Annotated in this window: 15 protein-coding genes; 10 read left to right on the plus strand and 5 right to left on the minus strand. The window is 43.0% G+C overall.

The window, feature by feature from the left end; all coding sequences use genetic code 11:
* The first annotated feature begins 53 nt into the window (after positions 1-53).
* The 3 genes from H4W00_RS04430 to H4W00_RS04440 all read left to right on the plus strand — a co-directional run bounded on the left by H4W00_RS04430 (position 54) and on the right by H4W00_RS04440 (position 7,837).
* Positions 54-6,563 (plus strand): Hpt domain-containing protein, encoded by a 6,510-nt coding sequence (locus H4W00_RS04430; protein WP_209956415.1) that lies wholly within the window; start codon positions 54-56, stop codon positions 6,561-6,563.
* A gap of 54 nt (positions 6,564-6,617) precedes the next feature.
* Positions 6,618-7,199: a hypothetical protein gene (locus tag H4W00_RS04435; protein WP_209956416.1), complete on the plus strand. Its 582-nt coding sequence runs from the start codon at positions 6,618-6,620 to the stop codon at positions 7,197-7,199.
* A 110-nt stretch (positions 7,200-7,309) separates the two neighbouring features.
* A complete protein-coding gene (locus tag H4W00_RS04440) occupies positions 7,310-7,837 on the plus strand; it encodes a cytochrome b (protein ID WP_209956417.1) in 528 nt (175 codons plus the stop codon).
* Positions 7,838-8,097: 260 nt separating this feature from the next.
* Here the strand turns inward: H4W00_RS04440 and minE are convergent, their stop codons facing one another.
* From minE to H4W00_RS04465, 5 genes are all read right to left on the minus strand, one after another.
* Positions 8,098-8,388 (minus strand): cell division topological specificity factor MinE, encoded by a 291-nt coding sequence (minE, locus tag H4W00_RS04445; protein WP_201556463.1) that lies wholly within the window; start codon positions 8,386-8,388, stop codon positions 8,098-8,100.
* Positions 8,388-9,203 carry a septum site-determining protein MinD gene (gene minD / locus H4W00_RS04450; protein WP_209956418.1) on the minus strand — a complete coding sequence of 272 codons (816 nt, stop codon included), beginning with the start codon at positions 9,201-9,203 and terminating at the stop codon, positions 8,388-8,390. The genes minE and minD overlap by 1 nt, the downstream gene beginning before the upstream one ends.
* Positions 9,204-9,629: 426 nt before the next feature.
* The gene (gene minC, locus H4W00_RS04455; RefSeq protein WP_209956419.1) at positions 9,630-10,475 is read right to left on the minus strand and encodes a septum site-determining protein MinC; all 846 of its coding nucleotides are present in this window, start codon (positions 10,473-10,475) and stop codon (positions 9,630-9,632) included.
* 246 nt (positions 10,476-10,721) lie between these two features.
* Positions 10,722-11,816: a hypothetical protein gene (locus H4W00_RS04460; protein ID WP_334684871.1), complete on the minus strand. Its 1,095-nt coding sequence runs from the start codon at positions 11,814-11,816 to the stop codon at positions 10,722-10,724.
* A 286-nt stretch (positions 11,817-12,102) separates the two neighbouring features.
* Positions 12,103-13,053 carry an acyltransferase gene (locus tag H4W00_RS04465; RefSeq protein ID WP_209956421.1) on the minus strand — a complete coding sequence of 317 codons (951 nt, stop codon included), beginning with the start codon at positions 13,051-13,053 and terminating at the stop codon, positions 12,103-12,105.
* Positions 13,054-13,686: 633 nt separating this feature from the next.
* Between H4W00_RS04465 and H4W00_RS04470 the strand changes: the two genes are divergently transcribed.
* From H4W00_RS04470 to H4W00_RS04500, 7 genes are all read left to right on the plus strand, one after another.
* Positions 13,687-14,340 carry an OmpA family protein gene (locus tag H4W00_RS04470; protein WP_209956422.1) on the plus strand — a complete coding sequence of 218 codons (654 nt, stop codon included), beginning with the start codon at positions 13,687-13,689 and terminating at the stop codon, positions 14,338-14,340.
* Between the two features lie 303 nt (positions 14,341-14,643).
* The gene (locus H4W00_RS04475) at positions 14,644-16,083 is read left to right on the plus strand and encodes an imelysin family protein (protein WP_209956423.1); all 1,440 of its coding nucleotides are present in this window, start codon (positions 14,644-14,646) and stop codon (positions 16,081-16,083) included.
* A gap of 398 nt (positions 16,084-16,481) precedes the next feature.
* A complete protein-coding gene (locus tag H4W00_RS04480) occupies positions 16,482-18,125 on the plus strand; it encodes a di-heme oxidoreductase family protein (protein WP_209956424.1) in 1,644 nt (547 codons plus the stop codon).
* Between the two features lie 132 nt (positions 18,126-18,257).
* A complete protein-coding gene (locus H4W00_RS04485; RefSeq protein ID WP_209956425.1) occupies positions 18,258-19,430 on the plus strand; it encodes an imelysin family protein in 1,173 nt (390 codons plus the stop codon).
* 77 nt (positions 19,431-19,507) lie between these two features.
* On the plus strand, positions 19,508-21,232 hold the full coding sequence (locus H4W00_RS04490) for a DUF1513 domain-containing protein (RefSeq protein WP_209956426.1): 1,725 nt from the start codon (positions 19,508-19,510) through the stop codon (positions 21,230-21,232).
* Between the two features lie 33 nt (positions 21,233-21,265).
* Positions 21,266-21,964: a M48 family metallopeptidase gene (locus H4W00_RS04495; RefSeq protein WP_334684872.1), complete on the plus strand. Its 699-nt coding sequence runs from the start codon at positions 21,266-21,268 to the stop codon at positions 21,962-21,964.
* 178 nt (positions 21,965-22,142) lie between these two features.
* A complete protein-coding gene (locus H4W00_RS04500; RefSeq protein WP_209956427.1) occupies positions 22,143-22,745 on the plus strand; it encodes a methyltransferase domain-containing protein in 603 nt (200 codons plus the stop codon).
* The last annotated feature ends 29 nt before the right edge of the window (positions 22,746-22,774 follow it).

Here is a 22,774-nt window from a genome sequence, read left to right on the forward strand (position 1 = left end):
AAAAGTTGATGCTTACAATGCGCAGCAGTGGCTAAACACGTTAGGATGAACCTATGAACAACCAGCCCAACGAAACAGTGGCGCATGAGCGGCTACTGCCACTACTCAATCAGCAATTATTACAGGCAGCTGATGGTTGGCAAGTAGGCGCTAACAGTACAAACTATGAACAAATGGTACCGCACTACCATCAGATTAGCAGGGTACTAATCATGATTAACTGGCCTTTATTAGCAAGCTTAGCGACTAAGCTGAGTCTATTAGCAGACTTGGGCAGCCAGCAAAACCTTAGTGCTGATCACTGTCAAACGGCTCAGTTTTCTCACCAGCTATTGCAGCACGCGCTAACACAAGGCGTGCGAACTGATGCTCACCACACCGCATTACTCACTAAAACTGTTAATTATCTTAGCCATATGTTGTCACAGATAGTGATAGCAACAGAGCAAGTCGAAGGTTTGTCATCAACAGCGATAGATAATGCCGCCTACAACATAGATAGAGCAGTACCAAACAGTATGGCGACAGCTGCTCTCACTTCTCAGCAGTATCAGCAATTATTGACAGTCTGGCGACAACAAGTGCAGCACTTGCTTGCTGTCAATGTTAACCAAGCGCCCGTACTGTCAGTCTTAGAAAACGTCAGCCAGTATTTATGGCAAACTGCCAGCATCAATGACCATCAGCGTCTCTGGGGCTTAGCTAATTGGTGGTTGCAGGAGCTTACGTCTAATAAAACGCCGCTACCTGAGCACTATGTTTCGTTACTAGCACGACTTGACTATGTCTTAGAATCTAATGGGCAGCCAACTCAGATTGTAGAGGGCCGATCGCTCTCTGAAACTATTATTAGTACGGATAATGATGCTGATGCTGATACTGATGTGGACATGACTGTTGATAATGATATTGGCAACGACGGTGCTCAAGCAGCGCTGTCACTAGCAGAGGTCATTAAAAGTTTGGTAACAGAGATTTATATTGAGTTGAATAGTCTTGCTCAGGTGCAGCAGGTTTTTGATCTGCAATTATTAACGCAAGCCAACAAACAGGTCGAAAAAGCAGTCGAATTACTCAATCTGCGTTTGCAAACGTCTGGAACGATCGATGATGCTTTTCTTCTCAAAAAAGTAGCAGCGACTGATGTGATCCGTTACGACGATAGCAGCGAGATTGCTGTTGTTAATCAAGCGAATGTTAACCAAGCTAATGTTAATCATACTTCTATTAACCAATCTCTCCCTACGTCAAACCCAGGTAGTGATCCCACATTAGGGTACGATGCTCATAACATAACAGACGATAATACTATAAAGGAAACTGCCAATGCTATAAGGGAAACTGACAGTGACGCTCTACTGAGCGCTCGTGCTCAAGTCCAGCCTGACAACTTTGATATGGATGAAGAAATTCGTGATATCTTCATCGAAGAGGCAGCTGGGGTTATCGCTGACTTAGAAGGTCTGTTATATATTTGGCAGCAAGACTCGCAGGATTTAACGCCGCTGCATGAAGTGCGCCGTGGTTTTCATACTCTAAAAGGCTCGGGACGTATGGTTGGTGCCTTTAGCATCGGTGAGGTGGCGTGGTCAATTGAAGACTTGCTTAATCACCTGTTAAAAAAGACTTTGCTGGTGACTGATGACGCGGTAGCGTTAGTAATGCAGACCACCAAGCACCTCTCAGTATTGATAACGGACTTTGATACCTTACACCCGCCAAGCGTTGATCCTGCTATCGCTATTTTACAAAGTCATAACTTACGAACCAAGCAACCACTAAAGTTTGGCTTAGAAGCCTTAATAGCTATAGAGTCAGAAACAGAAACAGGAACCAGTCTAAACCTAGAACAGTGGCTTATAAATACTGACTCTAATATTCCTGAGCTAGTAGATTATATAGGCGATGCTCATAAATTTTCTAGTGACGATACTCTTAACAATAACAATAACAGTTTACCCGCATTTATCTTTGAGATTGAAATACCAGCAGTACTTGTGCCACTTATGCAAAATACCTCACAATTACCAGCGGATGTTAGCGACGCTGATCCTGACATCAAAGAGGTATTTATAGAAGAGGCCTATGAAGTATTGGCCAAGATTGTACCGTTATATGAGCAATGGCAACAGCAGCCTACTGACTTGACCACGCTGACTGAGGTGCATCGCGGTTTTCATACTCTAAAAGGCTCAGGGCGGATGGTTGGCGCTAATCACACGGCTGAGTTGGCATGGTCTATAGAAAAAATGCTTGATCGAATTTTAGATCATAGCATTGTGGCCTCAACAGATATCAGACAGCTTATCGCTGATGTCTTGGCGGCATATCCAGCATTGATGACCACATTTGCTGCTAATAGTCATGATTATCCGGCGATTGTAGCGCTCTGGATTGCTTGTGCCAATGCGTATAGCCAGCAAGGTGGTGATAATTTTAGCTATTCTATCTTGTACGATGAGTTCGTAGCGACTGCTCAATATCAGCCCGTCAATCGCTCAGAGATAGCCTCTGATAGCGATGCAAATATTATTAATCGTGATAGCGGTAGTGGTGGTGATAAAGTTGATGGCATGCTACAAAAAATTCAAGCTGTTAATGAGCTCATGGTGGAAACGCCACCCGTTTTTATCCCGAAGAGTCCAGAAGAACAAGTGTTTTATGACATCTTTATTGAGGAGGCAGAAGCACTATTACAAGAGATTAATGGATTTGTCAGTTCGCACCAAGGCCAGTCTCATATTGGTGTCAGTGATGAGATCGTTCGGGCCTTTCATACTCTGCGGGCGGCCTCTGGCTCTAGTGCTTTAGTAGCTATCAGTGATGTTAGTGCCATAATAGAGCAAAACTTAGAGCAGTTACAACATCATGATACGCCAATGAGTGCTCAACATCTTCAAGCGCTGACACAATCTGTGACCCTTATCGATGGATATCTAAATAAGTATAAACAAAATATTCAACAGCAAAACATGCCAGTAGAAGAAATCCAGAGCCAGCAAGACTTAACCTCACTACAAGCTATGCTTGGAGAGTCAGACGACAACATCATAATGGCAGGTAGTCCACTGAGTATCGGGCAACTGTTAGATGACAACATTAACCAACTGCTAGACGCTGAATGGGAGTTGAGCGCTGCACTTGACCATCCTGATAGCGAGTACGTTCAAGCTTACCTACAGTTGCAAATCTTACAAATAGAGCGCTTAGCGACTAAAACGGTAGAGTCGCCAAAATTTACTGCCATACTTAATGCGCTGGGTACTGTTTATGCTTATCTGATTCATCATCCCAAGCAGGCAAGCAAGTCTGATACCGTCGCTATGCTACTGGCTGGACACGCCCAACTGATAGGCTTGTTTGATGCATTAGCGGGTAGCATGTCATTAAGGGTCGATACGCAAGTCCTTGAAGATTTACATAACCTCTTCTGTACCCAAGAGCCTCATAAAGATGGTTTTTGTAACGATGATAATACTGACGACTCTAACAACAATTCTAACAACAATTCTAACAACAATTCTAACAACGATGATAGTAGCGATAGAGTTCTTATTGACGAGACCGTTACAGATAAAATAAGGCCTGACATCGTCCTAAATCCCGTTATTAGCACTCGAGCGCCTGAACTACAGCTTGAGTCAATTGACACTGACGTTGAGCTGTTAGAGATATTTTTAGAAGAAGTGCAGGAGCTCGATAGTGCCATTGCCAAAAGTTTCAACGAATGGCGCGTGGATATCACCAATATTAATCCTCTAAAAGTACTACAACGTCATTTGCATACTATCAAGGGTGGCGCGCGAATGGCAGGTATCCGTAGCATCGGAGACCTGACCCACGAAGCTGAAAGTATCTATGAAGCCTTTGTAGAACATAGACGGCTGCCAACAGCGCAGTGGTTGGCTATTATGCAAATAGTACAGGATACCTTGTCGCTACAAATTACGCATATTCTAAATTACCAAACGTCTTTTTTCGCTTATGAACTTATTGAGCAATTACGACAGCTTGAGCAAGTAGATGAGCTACCGTCAACAGTCACTCTTATTGTACCAGCGCCAGATAACCAGGTGAATACTCAGTCTGAAACTGCGGCATTTGGGAGTGGTCACGATACAAAGAAAACTCCAGACCCACTTAGTTTAGCTAGACTGATTGGGGCGTCATGGGGAAATGGTCGGCCTGATCCTGATATTTTAGAGGTATTTTTAGAAGAAGCAGATGAGCTAACCAACCGTAATAAATATTTGCAGCATTTTTTAGCTAATATTGATGATATGGTAGCGCTACAATCGCTACAGCGTGACTTGCATACAATCAAAGATGGGGCGCGGATGATCGCGGCTAATGGTATTGCTGATTTGGCGCATGAAATGGAAACCGTCTATGAAGATATTGCTAGCCACCGCCGTCCTGCTACTAAGATAATATTAGAGTTACTGGCGACCTGTCATGATTGGCTTGCAGATGCAGTGTCTGTTCTCAAACAGCAGGTTAATCCCCCAACACCTACCTTGTTGATAGCAGCGCTTGAACAGTTTACTAAAAATCCTGATCGCTTGAAACAAGTACCTAACGAGTCTCTCCAAGCACAGCTTAAGATAATTTTGACTGCTAAAGACAAGCAAGACTCACAGCCTACTGAAGCAGATATCAGTGAAATGCCGTTCATGACTGGCAATTTCACTGAGCAAGAAAAAAGCTTAATTAGTAATGAGACGATCCGTATCTCAGGGAGTCTAATTGAGCATATGATTAACCTATCCGGAGAGTCAGCAATCAACCGTGCTCGTATTGATATGGGTATAAGTAGCTTAACCCATAGCATCGAAGAAATGGGTACCACGGTGCAACGTTTGGCCGATCAGCTGCGCCGGATGGAAATTGAGCTGGAGACCCAAATTTTATCGCAGGTTGATGAAGAGTGGCTTAAAAATGAAGGTTTTGACCCATTAGAGATGGATCAATATTCTTCTTTAAACCAGCTATCAAAATCTCTGTCAGAGTCTGCATCCGATTTGACTGAGATTAACCGTACTTTATTGGAAAAAACCCGCAATAGTGAAAGCTTGTTGCTACAGCTATCACGGACGCAAACTGAGTTACAAAACGGCTTAATAAACTCGCGAATGGTACCATTTACCCGCTTGACGCCACGCCTTAAGCGTATTGTGCGGCAAACGGCTAACGAGCTCAATAAATCAGTTGAGCTTACAATCATTAATGCTGATGATGAGATGGATAGAACCATTTTAGAGCGCATTACTTCACCGCTTGAGCACATGCTACGAAACGCCGTGGATCATGGTATTGAAAGCACTGCAACACGTTGCAAAATAGGTAAAGATCGTATTGGACATATCATCCTAGAGGTACTGCGCGAAGGGAGTGAAATCGTCATCAATTTATCGGATGATGGCCGTGGTATCGATGTCGAAGCGGTACGCGATAAAGCGATTTCGCAAGGTTTGATTGAGGTGCAAGATACCAGTTTAACGGACCTTGATATCATACAGTATATTTTTAACGCTGGATTGTCCACGGCCAAGCAAGTGACCCAAATCTCGGGACGCGGTGTGGGGATGGACATCGTTATGAGTGAGATTCGTCAACTTGGTGGTGTGGTTTCAGTGATGTCCGAGCTGGGGCAGGGATCGCGTTTTACCATACGGATGCCGCTTACTGTCGCAGTATCTGATGCCTTGGTGGTTCGTGCTGCTGATCACTATTACGCTATTTCATTAGTACAAATTGAGCGGGTGGTACGTGTTAGCTCAGAAATACTTTATGCTTATTACCAAGCAGGCGAAGATACCTTGCATCTTGAAGGTATTGACTATCGTGTGCGTTATTTAAATGATATTTTATCGGGTAAAAAACTCAATGAGCTGATGGTCGACACCAATATCAGCTTACCTCTTATCCTTATAAAAAATCGCACTGGCCAAAATATTGCGCTACAAGTGGATCAAATTGCAGGCTCACGTATTGAAGTGGTGGTCAAACCTCTTGGACGACAGCTGTCACATCTTGCCGGTATTTCAGCGGCTACCATCATGGGTGACGGCTCAGTAATGCTTATCTTGGATCTTATCGCTCTGATGCGTAATGAACCAGCGCTACAGGAGGATCCAAAAGCCAGTAATACTGGGCATAGCTGTTCAAAAACTCAGCCTACCCTCTTAGTGGTAGATGATTCGGTCACTGTCCGTAAAGTAACTTCTCGCTTCTTAGAACGTCAAGGAATACAGGTAGCTATTGCCAAAGATGGTATCGATGCGCTTGAGATTTTGCAAGGGATGACTCCAGACTTAATATTACTAGATATTGAGATGCCGCGAATGGATGGCTTCGAAGTAGCCACTCAAGTACGACGCAATAAACGCTTACAGCATATTCCGATTATTATGATTACCTCACGTACGGGTGAAAAACACCGTGAACGTGCACTTGAAATTGGGGTAAACGATTATATGGGTAAACCATTCCAAGAGAATGAGTTACTCACTAAAATTTATCATTTATTAGGCAAACAAGTGAGTTTGACCGAACATAGATAACACTTACCTTAGTACGAAGAGACAAAACTAACGATGACGTTAAGGTGGCAAAGTATGAAACAAATTCTCAAGCATTCGTTTGAAGCCGTGAGCTTGCTAACCACTGATAATGGGATGCTTGACGTCACTATCGTACCCGCACTTAATCAGCTTGACTGGATTATTCCAAGCAGCTTAATATTGAGTGTGGACGACTACCATGAGCGTATTTGGACTTATCTGTGGCAACAGCAAGAAGTGGCCGTATTTCATATGTTACCGCGCGATCAAGTGGTAGATAAAATCGTGGTTTTAGAAGGCAATACCCCAGCACACCGGGTTGCCTTACAGACCGCAGGTGAACTGCATCAAGTAAAAGTGCGCATATCTGATGTCAAAGATATCGACCTGCCCAAGTATTACGTCGATGTCGCTCTCAGCAATATTGATGCGAATAAAATTAAAGACGATGGTACCAATATTTATCAGTCGCTCAGTGTAAGTACGGCTGATGACACGATCAATACCGTTGAAGAACATTTTAGAGAAAATGTTGTGCTGTCTTATTTATTTCAAACAGTAATCATCGATGACACGCTCTATTTGGTGCCTGATTTAGATAAAATTGCGCACCAATTAGTAGACTTGGACCGTTAATCAGCAAAAGCTAAGGCGCTTCATGGGCCCTCAGCTACCATAGCTTAATCTATGTATAACCATAAATTAATTACCATTAATAATTAGGGATCTAATTAACAGGATAATCCATGAATAATGTCAATCCAAGCGTCAACAAGTGGCCAGTTAGTAGCCGGATATTCCACTGGATCAGCGCTATTTTATTACTAGTCACGTGGATATTAATGCTTTTGTATCAAAATATGGATGATAGAATCTACATTAGCCTGCATAAAGCCTTTGGTATCAGTCTATTATGCTGGATGATTGCGCGAGTGCTTAATCGCGTGCTTATTAAATCGCCGCCCGCTGCGCTGATGCCAAAATGGCAATTTGTTATGTCAAAATTGTCTCATTTTGGTTTGTATGCGTTATTGATTGCAATGCCAATGGCAGGGTTGTTGATGACTGTCTATGGTGGCAGACCAGTGGATATATTTGGTTTGTTTCAAATTCCAGTTTTTGTCACTCCTGATCGTACTGCAGCACGTTTTTATAATGACGTACATACAGATATTATTTGGCCGATGATTATCGCCTTTACGCTATTGCATATTAGCGCGGCTTTATATCATCAATTTATCTTAAAAGATAAGCTGATCAATCGAATGAAATAACGGTATCGCTATAAAAAAGCAATAAAAAAGCCTTCAGTATAGTACTGAGGGCTTTTTTGTTTGAGCGCTTATGATACTAGATGTATAGAGCATCACTCTTATGGCACATATAGTCAATGAAAAGTAATATCGATACCTAACCTACTGCTGGCACACGTTTTTCTTGCTTGCTGTGCCCACGCAGACAGAGGCTGCAAAAAGCTTGTACCAGCAGTACCATCGCGTTTTTAAGGTATTTTAACTATAGCTGTTCAAAAATTTTACTTCTTGTGCTCAGGTAAACTGATATTCATCTCAAGCACATCTAGGGTATCTTCGTGACGATGGTTGATATTAACATCATCAATTTGCACACCATTAACGTATTTGTTAACCACTTCAAGTATTTCACGTTTCATTTTTTCAATACGGTCAGCAGTCAGACGATTATTCAGGCGATTTTCACTCGCAACAATAACTTTTAAACGCTCAGTGGCCATATTGGCACTACCAGAGACATTATTATCATCTGAACCAAATAAATTACTCCAAAATCCTTTTTTCTTATTCATTATTGACCTCCAAACCAGCGCTGTAGTAGACTCTTTTTCTTCACATCAATATGACGTAATGGACGTTCTTCCCCTAAAAAGCGGGCGACGATATCGTCATAGCATTGACCGGCAACGGAGTCAGTATAGTGAATAACCGGCTCACCGTGGTTAGATGCTTCAAGTACAGAATGACTTTCAGGGATGACCCCTAATAGCGGCACCTTTAGGATATCGTTAGAGATGGTCTCAATACTCATCATTTCACTGGCTGCAGCACGTTCGGCATTGTAGCGAGTGATAATTAAATGTTCACGGACAGGACCTTGATTGTCTTCAGCCTTTTTAGTGCGGCTTTGCAGAATACCGATGATCCGATCCGAGTCACGTACTGATGATATCTCGGGGTTAGTAACGATAATCGCCTCATCCGCATGATACATAGCCAGCTGCGCGCCGCGCTCGATACCCGCTGGAGAATCGCAGATAATATAATCGAACTGCTTAGAGAGTTCGGCCATGACTTCTGCCACGCCCTCGTCTGTAAGCGCGTCTTTATCACGTGTTTGACTGGCAGGTAAGATGTATAGGTTCTCTAACCGCTTGTCTTTGACCAGTGCTTGTGACAGACGAGCATTACCACTAATGACATCAACAAAGTCATAAACGATACGATTTTCACAGCCCATAATCAAGTCTAGATTACGGAGGCCCACATCAAAATCGATAACTACTGTCTTATAGCCACGTAACGCCAAGCCGGCAGCAAAAGAAGCGCTGGTGGTGGTTTTGCCCACACCGCCTTTACCTGAAGTGATTACAACAATCTTTGCCACAATGGCACACTCCTATGAATCAATGAGATGTCTAATAGATAAAATAGCGCATTTGCTTATTAGTATATGTGCTACATGCGAGCGTAAGCCTAGCATAAATAAACAAAAATTTATAGCAAGTCCGTCTTAAACCACAAAAACCTACGAAAATTAATGCCACCTTGTTGCTACCTTAAATCAGAGCTTACTAATACTCTAATCAGCGCAGGCTCAGCTTGAAAATATGAGCTAAGTTAAAGATTAACAGTAGCGTATTTTTGTTAAACAAACTTATTATGATATTAAGTAGATTCTTAACTGATTATAGCGTTAAATAACGTTTTAAATAGCCATTAGCTAAGCACCAAAAAAGCGTTAAATTCGAATTAAATAGCAGTTGAGCGACGAAGTAAGTACTACCAGCAACAAGCACATGATATCTACCGCTTATACTAGCGATTTAGTGTCATCCATAACGGTAAATACCAAACCTTGGCCTTCTATAAAACGGACTTGTACAGACTTATCGATCAAATGGTCAGGCAAGTTATCCCGTAAGCAATAAGTACCCGCGACTGACACCAATGAGGGGTTAAAAACTTGGCAGAAAATACGCGCATCTTTATCACCCGTGGCCCCTGCGACTAAGCGCCCTTGTGCGCGGCCATAAACATGCAGGCTATTGTCGGTAATGGCTTCAGCGCCACTATTGATGCTATTGGTCAAAATCAAATCACCGCCGACATGATTAAGGCTTTGTCCTGAGCGTAGCATTTGGTCATAGATTAGGCTAGTAATATGCTCGGCGCTGAGTAGGGCCTCTGCTGACTGTTGGGTAGCTGTAGTCGCTTCAGCAGCTTCGTTGTTTGCTGTGGCGCTAACGCTATTATCAGATGGCTTTTCCGCAGGGTTATCAACAGCTGCTTGGCTAACAGGGGGTACAGATTTTTTGCTGGGTAAAATGCGCTCAATACGCTTGCCCTCTGCTGGAAATATCGCTAATTGTCGAGCGCGTGCTTGTGAGTCAAGCACACCGGTGACCACACCGATAGGTTGCAGGCCCCATGACCATAGCAGCGTTACTAAGGCTGTCAAGTCTTGCTCAATATCACTATCAATGATGATCGGAATATTGCTGGTTTTATTACTAAGCAGACCAGCCAGCTGGGTCTCGATAGTAGGTAGATCATCAGTGTTTAGTTGCAAACGTGAAAAAGTCAGCATCTTGCCATAAAAGGTCATGGCAGGCACGGTCGGAGAGAGAGTTTGGCTGTTGTTATCTGAAATCATCATACTATTGATCCTCAAAAGGTATTCGTATCGCTGCAACCACGGCGCAGTTTTGAGTATATGCCAGCTATTATTGGTTATATGCCAGCGATTATATTTTTTTAGTCAAAAAACGCTATTAAGTAAGTATTGTTCTAATACACAGTGTACTAAGTGGGGTGAGGACTTAACAAGCCCCTTAGCCTATAAAATATAAGCCAGCGACGGCCTTAACTACAGTTTATTGAAAGGTATCAATTGATAAAATAACTAAAATTTGAGCATATCTTGGTGTTTCCATTGTTGAACTTTTATTTGTGCCTCAAATTCTAGTAGGCTGTCAGAGATAATACGCGCTATCAAGTTATCGAGGGCTGTATCATTAGTATCGATCTGAGCAACCCCCTGAGCGATAGCGATCATTAAGGCGTCAATACGCTCATCATCAAGCAGTCGGGCGTTAAGGGCATAGACGACATTTTCACCAATATTCTGCCCGATATGTTGCAATTGTGATTCAATCAAGCTGCCAGCGATCGGGATTAGGCGCAGATAGCGCCGCAACTCAGGAGTATTGGCCAGTCCTTCCTGGATGGCGTTGCCCACTTCGCTTGCTATTAGATTACCACCTTTCGAGTCACCGGTAAGGTTTTGCAGCTGCGGTGCCAGCTCTTTACGTAACAAAGACAATAGTACCGCCTCAATCTCATCACGATTACGACCGATCGTGGATTCAATCAATGACTGTTGCATCTCAGGATCGGTTAGCTGTTGGCGATAGTTATGAATGGTGGTTAGGATGACGCGATCGGATAACTCTTCTAATATTAAATTAATATAAAACTTAATACGGTCAAGCCACGGCTGCGGTAGCACCTGATAACCAAGCTGATATAAACGCCGACCGATGATCACCGCCCGAAATAAACGCAGTGCGCGTAGCTGCGGGAAGCAGCCTAACACTTCATACCAATGCACAAAGGGAAAGAAAAACCAGCGATAATAGACCTGTTCTTTAATCGCAATAGCCCAGCGCAATAATAGTTCTAAGATTAAAAATATGGTAAAAAACCCGCCAGCCGTACGTAATGGATCGTGTAAGGTGCTTTGATACCAGTTCAGCCCCTCGCTGAGTGTCAGCCATCCTGCAACACTGCTGGTAAAATTACTCATCAAAATAGCATCAATACTGATCAAGAATAAATCAATACTGATAACGACAATCATCAGCATGTCATAGGTTAGTTTCAAACGGTTTGGCTTGGGCCGCTTAGAGTTTGGCGACTGAGTGTTTAGTGGGTCGGTCGACTGGTTGGGTAATGGTTTGGAATCTGTAGGCAGGTTAGCAGCAGGAGAGGTGGACACAGTCATACCTTCTATATAATATAATGAATGGCTATTGAATGAATGGTAGGTTTCAATGCTTATTAACACTATCAATAAATAGTGCTGAAAAACAACCCATCAGCCATTATAATAAATCATTATAAATAAAAACAGTGCCAGGTGGCGTCAATACTATTTTGACCTAACGCTATCTTGATTTAACGCCGCCTTATTGACTACTGCTATTTAACCCTTTGTTTGAGCCTGTCAATAAAGCATTTTTAGTCTCAGAGTCTCAGAGTCTCAGAGTCTCAGAGTCTCGTTATCACGTATCAGACGTATCAAACTCAGCAAGCATATTCGTAATACGTTGATCCTTTTGACGCCATATCTGTTCTACCCATTCAAACATCTGCGCCTTGATAGGCTCATCATTTTCGTAACCGCCGTTTTGGATAGCAGTAAACAAATCGTCGGGCATCTTAATATGGCGAACATCAACACCCAAGCGCTTAATATTTCCTTTCCATAAATCACTATAAGTCGGTACTCCATCAGGATAGACAATGGTCATATCTAAGATACCATCCATATCTTCACCCAGCGCGTTTATAGCAAGAGATAATCCACCCGCTCGTGGTTTCAGCAAATTTTTGTACGGCGAGTGCTGCTTATCACGCTTGGTTGGCGTAAAGCGCGTTCCTTCTAGATAGTTTAACAACGTAAAAGGTTTGTCCTTAAGTAAGGCACAGGCACGCTTGGCTTCTTCGATATCTTTACCTTGCAGTGCTGGATTTTTGGCCACGGCTTCTTTCGAGTGCCGGCGCATCATTGGAAAGTCTAAAAAATAGAATGCTTGACCAATCACAGGAATATAAATCAGTTCAAACTTGGTAAAAAACCGTGTTAATGGCAAACGCTTTTCACTAATGTATTGCACAATACTGGTATCGACCCATGACTGATGATTACTGATAAGCAAGTATTTACCCTGAGTATCCACATCTTCAGGTAAGCTAATACGCCAGTCTTTATCTGGCAAAATATTATCAATTAAGGCGTTGTTGCCGTGAATCCAATAATTAGTGACGCCAATCACTGTCTTGTCTGCAATCTGTGAGCCAGTGATGACCTTAGTGGCTCCCATCAGCCATATAGGGATACCGGCCGCAATACTATTGGCAGTAATGACACCGGTGGCGGTCACCAATGAGACCGCTTTGCCCAATCTAGGGCTGCGTTTATGTATTTTTTTAATGGTAGAGGTCAGTCGCATACTCAATCCTTATATTTCGATATTGTTAGATTCTAAGTTATTAGTTTTGAAATTAACTATTTTTAGAATGGGTACTTTGAAATTATATGTGTTTAGGTTATTTATACTCAGTAAGGTGTTAACCTTTAAGATATGACTCTAAAAGTCTCTGCGCCAATAATGGCTATCACTATAAATGACCAAAAGCCTCTTACATTCCCCATCATTCTTAATGGTTTTACCATCACGTAGAGTACAGTGATCGTAATGCTGCCTAGCTATGGCCTGATTCTAGCAGAAATTAATAACAGTGTACGAGTGTTAACGTGACTCACAATAACAGATGAAACAAAAGTACAGAAAAAACATATAGCGTATCGCAAGCCAATAGCTATGAAATTTACTTTATATTTTATAACGGTGTTGTGGCTGATGAGGTTGCTAGTCGTTGCTAGTCGTAAGGTATCATGCACTTCTCATACATAGATGTGACAAAATATTACACATAGATAGCTTGCTCTTGAGATAATAATACCGAATAAGAATGACACCCAATAAGGTAGGAGTTAACAAACTCTTATCAACAAATCTTATAAAAAGTACAGTCTGTAGAAGCACGACTTATCTGTAATTCCAACTTCAGAGGGAAAATTTATGCGCAACCAAATAATGATTTTAGCAGTAGCATCCGGCCTAGCACTCAGTGGTTGTGTCACTGATCCGAATACTGGACAACAACGCATCAATAAAACGGCTATCGGCGCTCTAGCTGGTGCCGCTGGTGGCGCTGTTATTTCTAAAGCAACTGGTGGAGATAACACCGGTCGTGATGCAGCTATTGGTGCTGCACTAGGTACGGGTGTTGGTTATTACATGGAGCGTCAGGCTAGACAGCTTGAGCAACAAATGGCTGGTAGTGGCGTCACTGTTACCCAGAATCCTAATGGCAACATTGATCTAGTAATGCCAGCCAATATCACTTTCTCATTTGATGATGCAACATTGAGCTCAGGTTTTAAGCCAACGCTTGATAAGCTTGCCTCTACGATGAATCAGTATAACCAAAACTCCATTACTATTGCGGGTCATACTGACAGTAAAGGTTCAGCGTCTTATAACCAAGGTCTATCACGTGACCGTGCTTATTCAGTCGCGAATTACTTAACGGCACGCGGCGTATCTTCTAGCCGTATTAATGTTGTCGCATATGGCGAATCTCGTCCAGTTGCTGATAACAATACTGATTATGGCCGCCAGCAAAACCGTCGTGTTGAATTAACCATTAATACGCCACAAAGCGTAAACTAAGAATTAATGATTAAGAACTAGCTACTAAAAGCTAGGCTTAAGAAGTTATATTCACTAAGAAGGTCAGCACTGCGCTGGCCTTTTTTTATGCCTTAAAAAAAGCCTTAATAAAATATTTATCAAGTGAAGAGGACCTAAAATAAAGCTAGGCGTACTAAGAATAAATTTGCATAAAACGTAAAGAGTTTAATTTAAGTTTGATAATCGTTATCAATAGCATTATAATTCGCATAATCTCAATGTTACACCATTATTAATGTACTTTTGCCATTTCTTACTTGATAAATCCCCTTAAGGACGCGTATGAACATCACCACAGTGACGAGCCGCAAGATCCTACCCACCACTTTAGCGGTTGCACTTGCAGGACTGTTAATGGTTACGGGTTGCACCAAGCAGACTAATGAGGACGCCGTCGCTACCGATACGCAAACAGCGGTTCAATCCGATTCAGGTACCAATAAGTCAACTACTGAACAGGCCAGTATCGATAGATTGATGCTAAGCCATGTAGATATGGTACATGCCGCTTATAAAGATTCATTAGATACGGCTAAGATATTACGAACAGCGGTAGATACCTATGTAGATACGCCCACCCAAGCGAATATTGATGCAGCAAAAGCGGCTTATAAAGCAGCGCGTCAGCCATACTCACAAACTGAAACTTTCCGTTTTGATGAAGGGTTTGTTACCGCTGATGACCAACGTGCGATCAGCAGTATTGATGAATGGGAAGCTCAGATAAATGCATGGCCACTTGACGAGGCATTAATCGATTACGTCAGTGACAGTTATGCGGGCGAGTATAATAGTAAAGACAACATCATCAATAGCGATAGCATTACTGTTAATAGCTCGAAGCAAGACACCAAAACTATTACTCCTGAGCTATTGGCAGCAATGAATGAGATCGGTGGCAGCGAATCCAATGTCACCACCGGTTATCATGCGATTGAGTTTTTGTTATGGGGTCAAGACACCAATGGCGTTGCCGAAGGTGCCGGTAATCGTCCAATCAGCGATTATATGACTACAGATAATAAATGTACTAGTGGCGAGACCGTCAATACAGATGTGAGTGTTTGTAATCGTCGTGGTCAGTATCTAAAAGCAGTGACTCAACTGTTGGTCAATGATTTAACTGCGATGGAAGCCCAGTGGCAGCCTGAAAGTGAACACACTTTACGTAGCGATATGATGGCACGTAAAGATAATAACGCCATGCGCCAAATCATGTACCAAATGGGTAGTTTAGCGCTAGGAGAGCTGGCTTCTCAGCGTATGCAGGTCGCCTTTGTTACCGGTTCAACAGAAGATGAGCATGAGTGCTTTAGTGATTTGACGCATTTAAGCTACGCTAATAATGCTCTGGGTATTCAAAACGTCTTTAATGGCAGCTATAAAACGGTCGCTGGTGAGTCAGTCGGTGGCTATGGTATCAAGAATTATTTGATAGATACTGACCATAAAGACGCTGCCGACAAGCTGGTTATGGACTTTAAAAAAGTAGAAGATGCTTTTAATGTAATCGTAGCCAAAGGCGAAAAAGAAAATATCAAGGTCGATCAAATGATCGCTACCGTCGGACAAGTGAGTGAGCAAGGTATCTCTGCTGAAGAACAAAATATTCGTCGTGGCTGGATCGAGAACGGCATCACTAGCTTGCAGGAGCTGACTTCTGGGATTGAGAATGCGGCAAAAGTGGTCGGCATTGACAATCTAGATGCTGATGCTGGCTAACAGTCTTAAGTTGTTTTTTGTTATTTAGCGACTGTTTATTATCTAACGACTGTCTGTTATCTAACGACTGTTTGTTATCTAACGACTCTAGGCTTGGCGGTATAAGATCGGTTGTATATTATTAGTCTGTACTAAATTTGAATGGCTAATGAGTCACATTAGTCTAATGAGAATGATTTTCATATCAGTAAGATTTAGGTATAATAGCCACGTTGTTAATAATGGTTGGTAGCGTGTTTTTTATACCACATTAAGATAACCTGATAGCCCAGGGCATAGACAGCTCTGATATACAGACAGCTCTGGTATATCGACTAAAAGTGAAAAACTTTATAGCATGCGATTTTAATAGTTCTATATTAGAGCTAAGGTAATTTTTTATGAAGGCTATGAACGTCATGAAAGCTATTAACGCGATGAAAGTTACGTTATCAGGTTTTGTCTGCCTTTCTTCAACACCACATATTTCGTCACCCAAGCTTGCGCTAAGCGTGCTATGTGCGCTATCCATAAGTGCCTGTCAACCATCAGACAGTGCGACGAATACCAATCAAACTCAAGCGGTATCAGCTGAGCGCACGCAAACCATTGAAGCACTGGCTGGCGTGCCGATGCAACAGCTAGCCACCTTTGATCCGCAAGAGGTTAAGCAGGGCGGTGACACAGGCGTTACTATTACTAGCGCTGAAAGTTATTCTAAACCGTCATCAAATTTGACGGCCTCGCGAAAGGGAGATTTCTTTATTGGCAATGCCTTTTTTAGCCAACCGTGGGTGATGGCCCCTGCCAGTACGGATAGTCGTGATGGACTCGGGGGGCTATTTAACGTTGCGGCTTGTCAGTCGTGTCATGTGAAAGACGGACGTGGTCATGCTCCAATGAATACTGAAGATGATGCGGATAGTTTATTGGTCCGTCTTGCTATGCCAGCGACTACCGATGAGCAGCGGCAACAGTTGCAGAACTCTCTGATAGAAAAAGTTGCCCATCCAGTCTATGGTGGTCAATTGCAAGATCGCGGCATTCAGGGCGTACCGGCAGAAGCGCAAATTGCCGTGCAGTGGACAGATAAGCTGGTCACTTTTGCAGATGGTCATATCGAGACTTTGCGTGCGCCGACCTTCAGCTTGACCAAACCTGGTTACGGCGCATTTGATGATGAGCTGATGGTGTCACCACGCATTGCACTACCGATGATTGGACTTGGTTTACTAGAGCAAATACCTGACGAGGACATCAAAAAACAGGCCGTCAGTAATAATAAAAATGCTGATAACAATGCAAGCAGTATCCGCGGTAAGTTTAACTGGGTGATGGATCCAAAGACAGGCAAGTTGGCGTTGGGTCGTTTTGGTTGGAAAGCGGGACAAACTAAGATTTTGACGCAAAACCAAAGTGCTTTCAGTGAAGATATGGGTCTGACCTCAAATATTCGACCTCATGAATCTTGTATGCCTGCGCAAACCGCTTGCCTTGATGCGACCACTGGCGCCGATGAACAAGGCAACGGTAAGCCGCCCGTTGAAGTGAACGATGAAATCGCTAAGTTCGTAGAATTTTACACTCGTAATTTAGCAGTTCCAAATCGACGTAATGCTGATGATACCGTGGTATTAGCTGGTAAAAAGCGTTTTTATGACATGGGCTGCCAAAGTTGCCATACTCCAAGATATCAGCTACCAAAGACTAATGACGATAATATTGAGCAGCACGGACAAGTCATTTATCCTTATACCGATTTGCTGCTACATGATATGGGCGATGACTTAGCGGATCGTACTATCGCGGGTAAGCTACCGCCGAAAGATGCACAAGTGGAATTTTTAGCCAACTCTTATGAATGGCGCACGCCGGCACTGTGGGGTATTGGCCTGGCGCAAACCGTTGATCCTCAAGCTACCTTCTTACATGATGGCCGCGCTCGTACTTTGATGGAAGCAGTATTGTGGCATGGTGGGGAAGCTGCTAAGCAGCAACAAAAAGTGCTCAAATTGGATAAACAAGGTCGGACTGAACTCAATGCATTTTTAAAATCATTGTAATAGTGGGACAGATTCACTATTGAGGCAGACTTACTATTAATACAGATTCATGATCAATCGTTAAACACATTGATGAGATTAGCCGCCTCATTTACTAATTGATGTAAATATTGAGACAATACCGAGAAAGTTATGAAAAAGAACCATGCTTTAGCTATGGCGCTATCTGCATTAAGTGCGGGATTATTGATCAGCTGTGTTAAACCTGCTGATGACAATAAAGCGCTTGATAGTGACGGTCAAAAAGTAGTGCAAGAGTCTACAGCGACCAGTGCTACTAACAACACAACGGCTAATAAAAGTATCAATGAAAGTGCTAATGCCGACCCAATTGTTCCAGTAGTTATTAGCCCTGCGACTGCAGAAACTTATCTGACTCACGTTGCCGATAATATTATCATTCCAGCTTATACGGATGCCACAAAGCAAAGTGCTCTGCTACACAGTCTGGCACAACAGCATTGTCAGAAAGTGCCAGTCGGCGGTGATGAGTTACAAGTACTACGTGATCAGTGGTTAGTTTTAGCTCAAGCATGGTCAAGTGCGGAGATGATCAATTTTGGTCCAGCGACCGCCAGCATGAGTGATTTATATATAAACTATTATCCTGATGAGCGCGGTCTGGTGCATAGCGGCGTCGCTGAACTCATCGCTGCCAATCCCACATTGACGCCTAAGCAACTTGCCAACCAAAGCGCTATTGTTCAAGGTATACCCGGCTTAGAAGAAGCACTATATGCTAATGATAGTCTAGACACTGGTCAGTGTGCCTATGTTATTAGCGCCAGTAGCGCATTAAGCACGCGCTTAAAAGATATTGAAAAAAACTGGCAAGAGAATGCGACAGATTTATTGGCGATTGATAAAACTGCAGATAGCGATCAAGGATTGAACCAATGGTTTAACTCTCTGCTGTCATTGATTGAGAATATGAAATCTATTGCGATAGATCAGCCGCTAGGTCTGACAGGCAAAGCGAAAGGTCATTTGCCAGCAGCAACTGCGGGTCAAAGTCGCGTCATTATCAATGCTAAATTAGCCACCTTAAATAAAGCCCTGACAGATCCGGTACTAACGGCCATGCTTGCTAGTAATAATAACAGTGAAATTGGTGATAATCTATCGACGGTACTTGCCGAAACCACAACCTTGCTAGCACAGATGCCAGAAGATTTAGCAACCGCAGACAAGGCAACACAGCAAGCGTTATATGATCATCTAACGACCGTCACGCGCCTACTTAAACGCCAGCTAATTCCGACATTAGGTATTCGTGTGGGCTTTAACAGTACTGATGGCGATTAAATAGCTGACATTGAATGACTGATTGTTAAGCGATCGACAAGCAGATAAAAGCTATAGCAACTAAGGGTCTTAACACTATGGATAAGCGTACTACAGGTAAACCTACTACCTATGAGCTGCTGACCGCTTCAGCACTAACTGCGCTTGGTACCACTCTAGGAACTCTGCTAGGAACTCTGATAGGCACCACAACCCTAGTTGGGCTACATCATCGATATCGTAAGCAGCAGCAACCAGATGCGCGTTTGCAAGATTATTTGACTGGGTTGCGTAAGGTACCTTCTGCTATAAATTTTCAGCTGCATGATTTATCGCGTTCTGAGCATCTTGACCGCTTAAAGTATGTTTGTCAGCAAGCTGTACAGGCTTATCAAAGCTATCCGAATGGTGGTCATTCTAACAAAAGCTATCCTAGCTATGACAACGATAAAACTGATCCCGACGAGGCTACAGCTAAGCTAGCCCTACACACTACTACCATGCTGGCAGGTTCTGTATGTTGGGTCAGTGGGGTGGCATCCATGCCGCAAGCGGCTGCGACTACAGATGATAGCGATAATGGTTTTGGTGTGGTCGGTATCGATGCCGATCGTCAGATTGTCTGGCAGACGACTATGCCAGAGCGCGTTCATGATATTGTCGTGCAGCCCGATGTTGAGGATACTAGTGATCAGGTCAGTAATGGTAATAAGAAGGCTGCTTGCCGCGATGTCGTGGTCATGGGTCGACGCCCTAGCGAAGGGTTTTGGGTATTAGATACGGCTACAGGACAAGTAAAGCATGCTATCAAATCAGCTGTTGATAGACATTTTTATGGTCATGCCTGCTATAGCCTAGACGGTCAATTACTCTATGTGACCGAAAATGATACCGTAAGTTTAGCGGGTAAAATTGGTATCTACGATGCCAGTTGTGACTATCAAAAAGTCGCTGAATTTGACTCGCATGGTATTGGGCCACATGAGCTCATTATGCACCCTGATGGTGAGACATTAATTATTGCTAATGGTGGTATTAAGACTGAACGAGCCTCACGCGAGGAGTTGAACTTAGATACTATGCATCCCTCATTGGTTTATATTAACCGCCAAGATGGCCAGCTGGTTGAACAAGTTTTTCCTGAGCACAATCAAATGAGCGTGCGTCATCTAGCTGTGCATAACGACGGAACAGTAATGGTTGGCATTCAGTTCCAGGGCGAAAAGCATATTAATGTCCCTTTAGTACTGACTCATAAGCGTGGTGACTCTGAGTTTAGTCCTCTAATCATGCCAGACAATCAATGGCAACGCTTCCATCAGTATATTGCTAGCGTGGTCGTTGATAGCCAACACAACTTACTGTGTGTGACCACACCGTTTGGGGGCTGTGCGGCTGTCTATGACTTAAGTACCCGCAAGCTTATTAGCGATGTGAATCTACCGGACTGTGCAGGGGCGTCTGTGTTACGCAGCAGTGAGAGTTATAATGTTCAAGCCAATCACAATAAAGCCAATCGCAATAAAAATAGTGATCCTAAAAACACGGATTTTAAAGCTAATAATCTCAAAATGAATGACTTTGACTTTGGCAACATTGAAACCGATGAAAATATAGATAGTGGTAAGCAAGCTGGTTTTATTATTAGTGATGGCCTAGGTCAATTGACTGCTTTGCAAGTGACGGGATCAAATGCAATTGGCTTAAATGCAATTGGCTTAAAGACAGCTGCTGTAGATAGCGAACAACAGTCAAATCAGCGCGTGACCAAAGACAGCAAGCTACATATGATGTCCTTTGATAATCACTTGCAAGCGCTATAGTGAGAGTGTAATGATAAAGGTTGCGAATAATCTATGGAACCCTTGAGCCTGCCACAAAAGTACGTTCATCCTTTATTGGACAGTGCTGTGCACTGTTTGGCTCAAGCCGGCATCACCCTACAGGTTACCCCAAAGCGGGTTAAAAATATCAATTTTCGTCTCAAGCCTTATCAATTAAGGGTATCAGTACCACTATCTATCAATGCGCTCCAAGTCGCGCAAGCCGTTGCTAGGCGTGTGTCATGGGCATTAGCATGTCACGAACAAGTTTTAGAGCAGCATAAGCGCAGACAGAAACACGGACAGCTGCCATCAGCTGATCCATCAACAGCCTCTACTGCCATCATGCTATGGGGTGAGTCGCAACCTTTTATGCTTAATGACCATGAAAAAACTGCCTATTATCGACAGCAATTATCCATCGTTATGCCTGAGCTATTTGATAAATGGCAACCGATTGTTGGTGCTGAAGCTCGCGAAATACGGATCAAAAAAATGCACACGCGCTGGGGCAGTTGTAATACGCGCGCTGGTCGTATATGGCTGTCCGTTCACCTTCCTGCTTATCCTATAGAGTGTACAGAATATGTGATTGTTCATGAGTTATGTCATTTACATCATGCCAACCATAGCCGCGCATTTTGGCAAACAGTAGCGACGGCGATGCCAGAATATAAGAAATGGCACGATATGCTGGCAGGAAAATCAGGAGTAATCGATAACACGGCCTAGACTGATTTTAGGTTTGGTTGGATAAATTAAAGCGATTTTAGATTAAATTAATTATAACGATACAAATCGTATCAAAAATACTGATATTATAGATAATATTGCTAGGTGCAAGGCTTAAACGATCCAGTCGAATATAATGGTAATCTAAGGGATCGATAATATAAGGGACGAATAGTGTATGGATAATGTCAATCAAGCTGATTTTTGGCAACAGCGTTATGAGCAGGACAGCATTGGCTGGGATATGGGTGAAATATCACCACCGCTTAAGGCTTATATTGACCAGCTACCCGAGTCGGCTAAGGATCAGGCCATTCTAGTGGCTGGAGCCGGCAATGCCTATGAGGTCGGCTACTTACATGAGCAAGGCTTCACCAACGTGACGTTAGTTGATTTTGCCCTTGCGCCGATTAAAGCCTTTGCTGAGCGTTATCCCAGCTTTCTGGCCGAATATCTAGTTTGTGCAGACTTTTTTGATTTATCACCGAGCCATTATCAGTTTGATTGGGTACTTGAGCAGACCTTTTTTTGTGCGATAGATCCTATACGCCGTGATGATTATGTACAGCAAATGGTTGCGCTACTGAAGCCTAAAGGTAAACTAACAGGTCTATTATTTGATAAGAATTTTGGCCGCGATCAGCCACCGTTTGGCGGTAGTGCCAATGAGTACCGTCAGCGTTTTGTTCCTTACTTTGATATTGAGATAATGGAGCCTTGCTATAATTCGTATCCCGCACGGCAGGGCAGTGAGTTGTTTATCAAGCTACTGGTAAAATAAGCGCAAAGATTGGATATTTTTTCGTGCTT

This window comes from Psychrobacter sp. PL19 (assembly GCF_017875835.1).
Lineage (GTDB): Bacteria > Pseudomonadota > Gammaproteobacteria > Pseudomonadales > Moraxellaceae > Psychrobacter.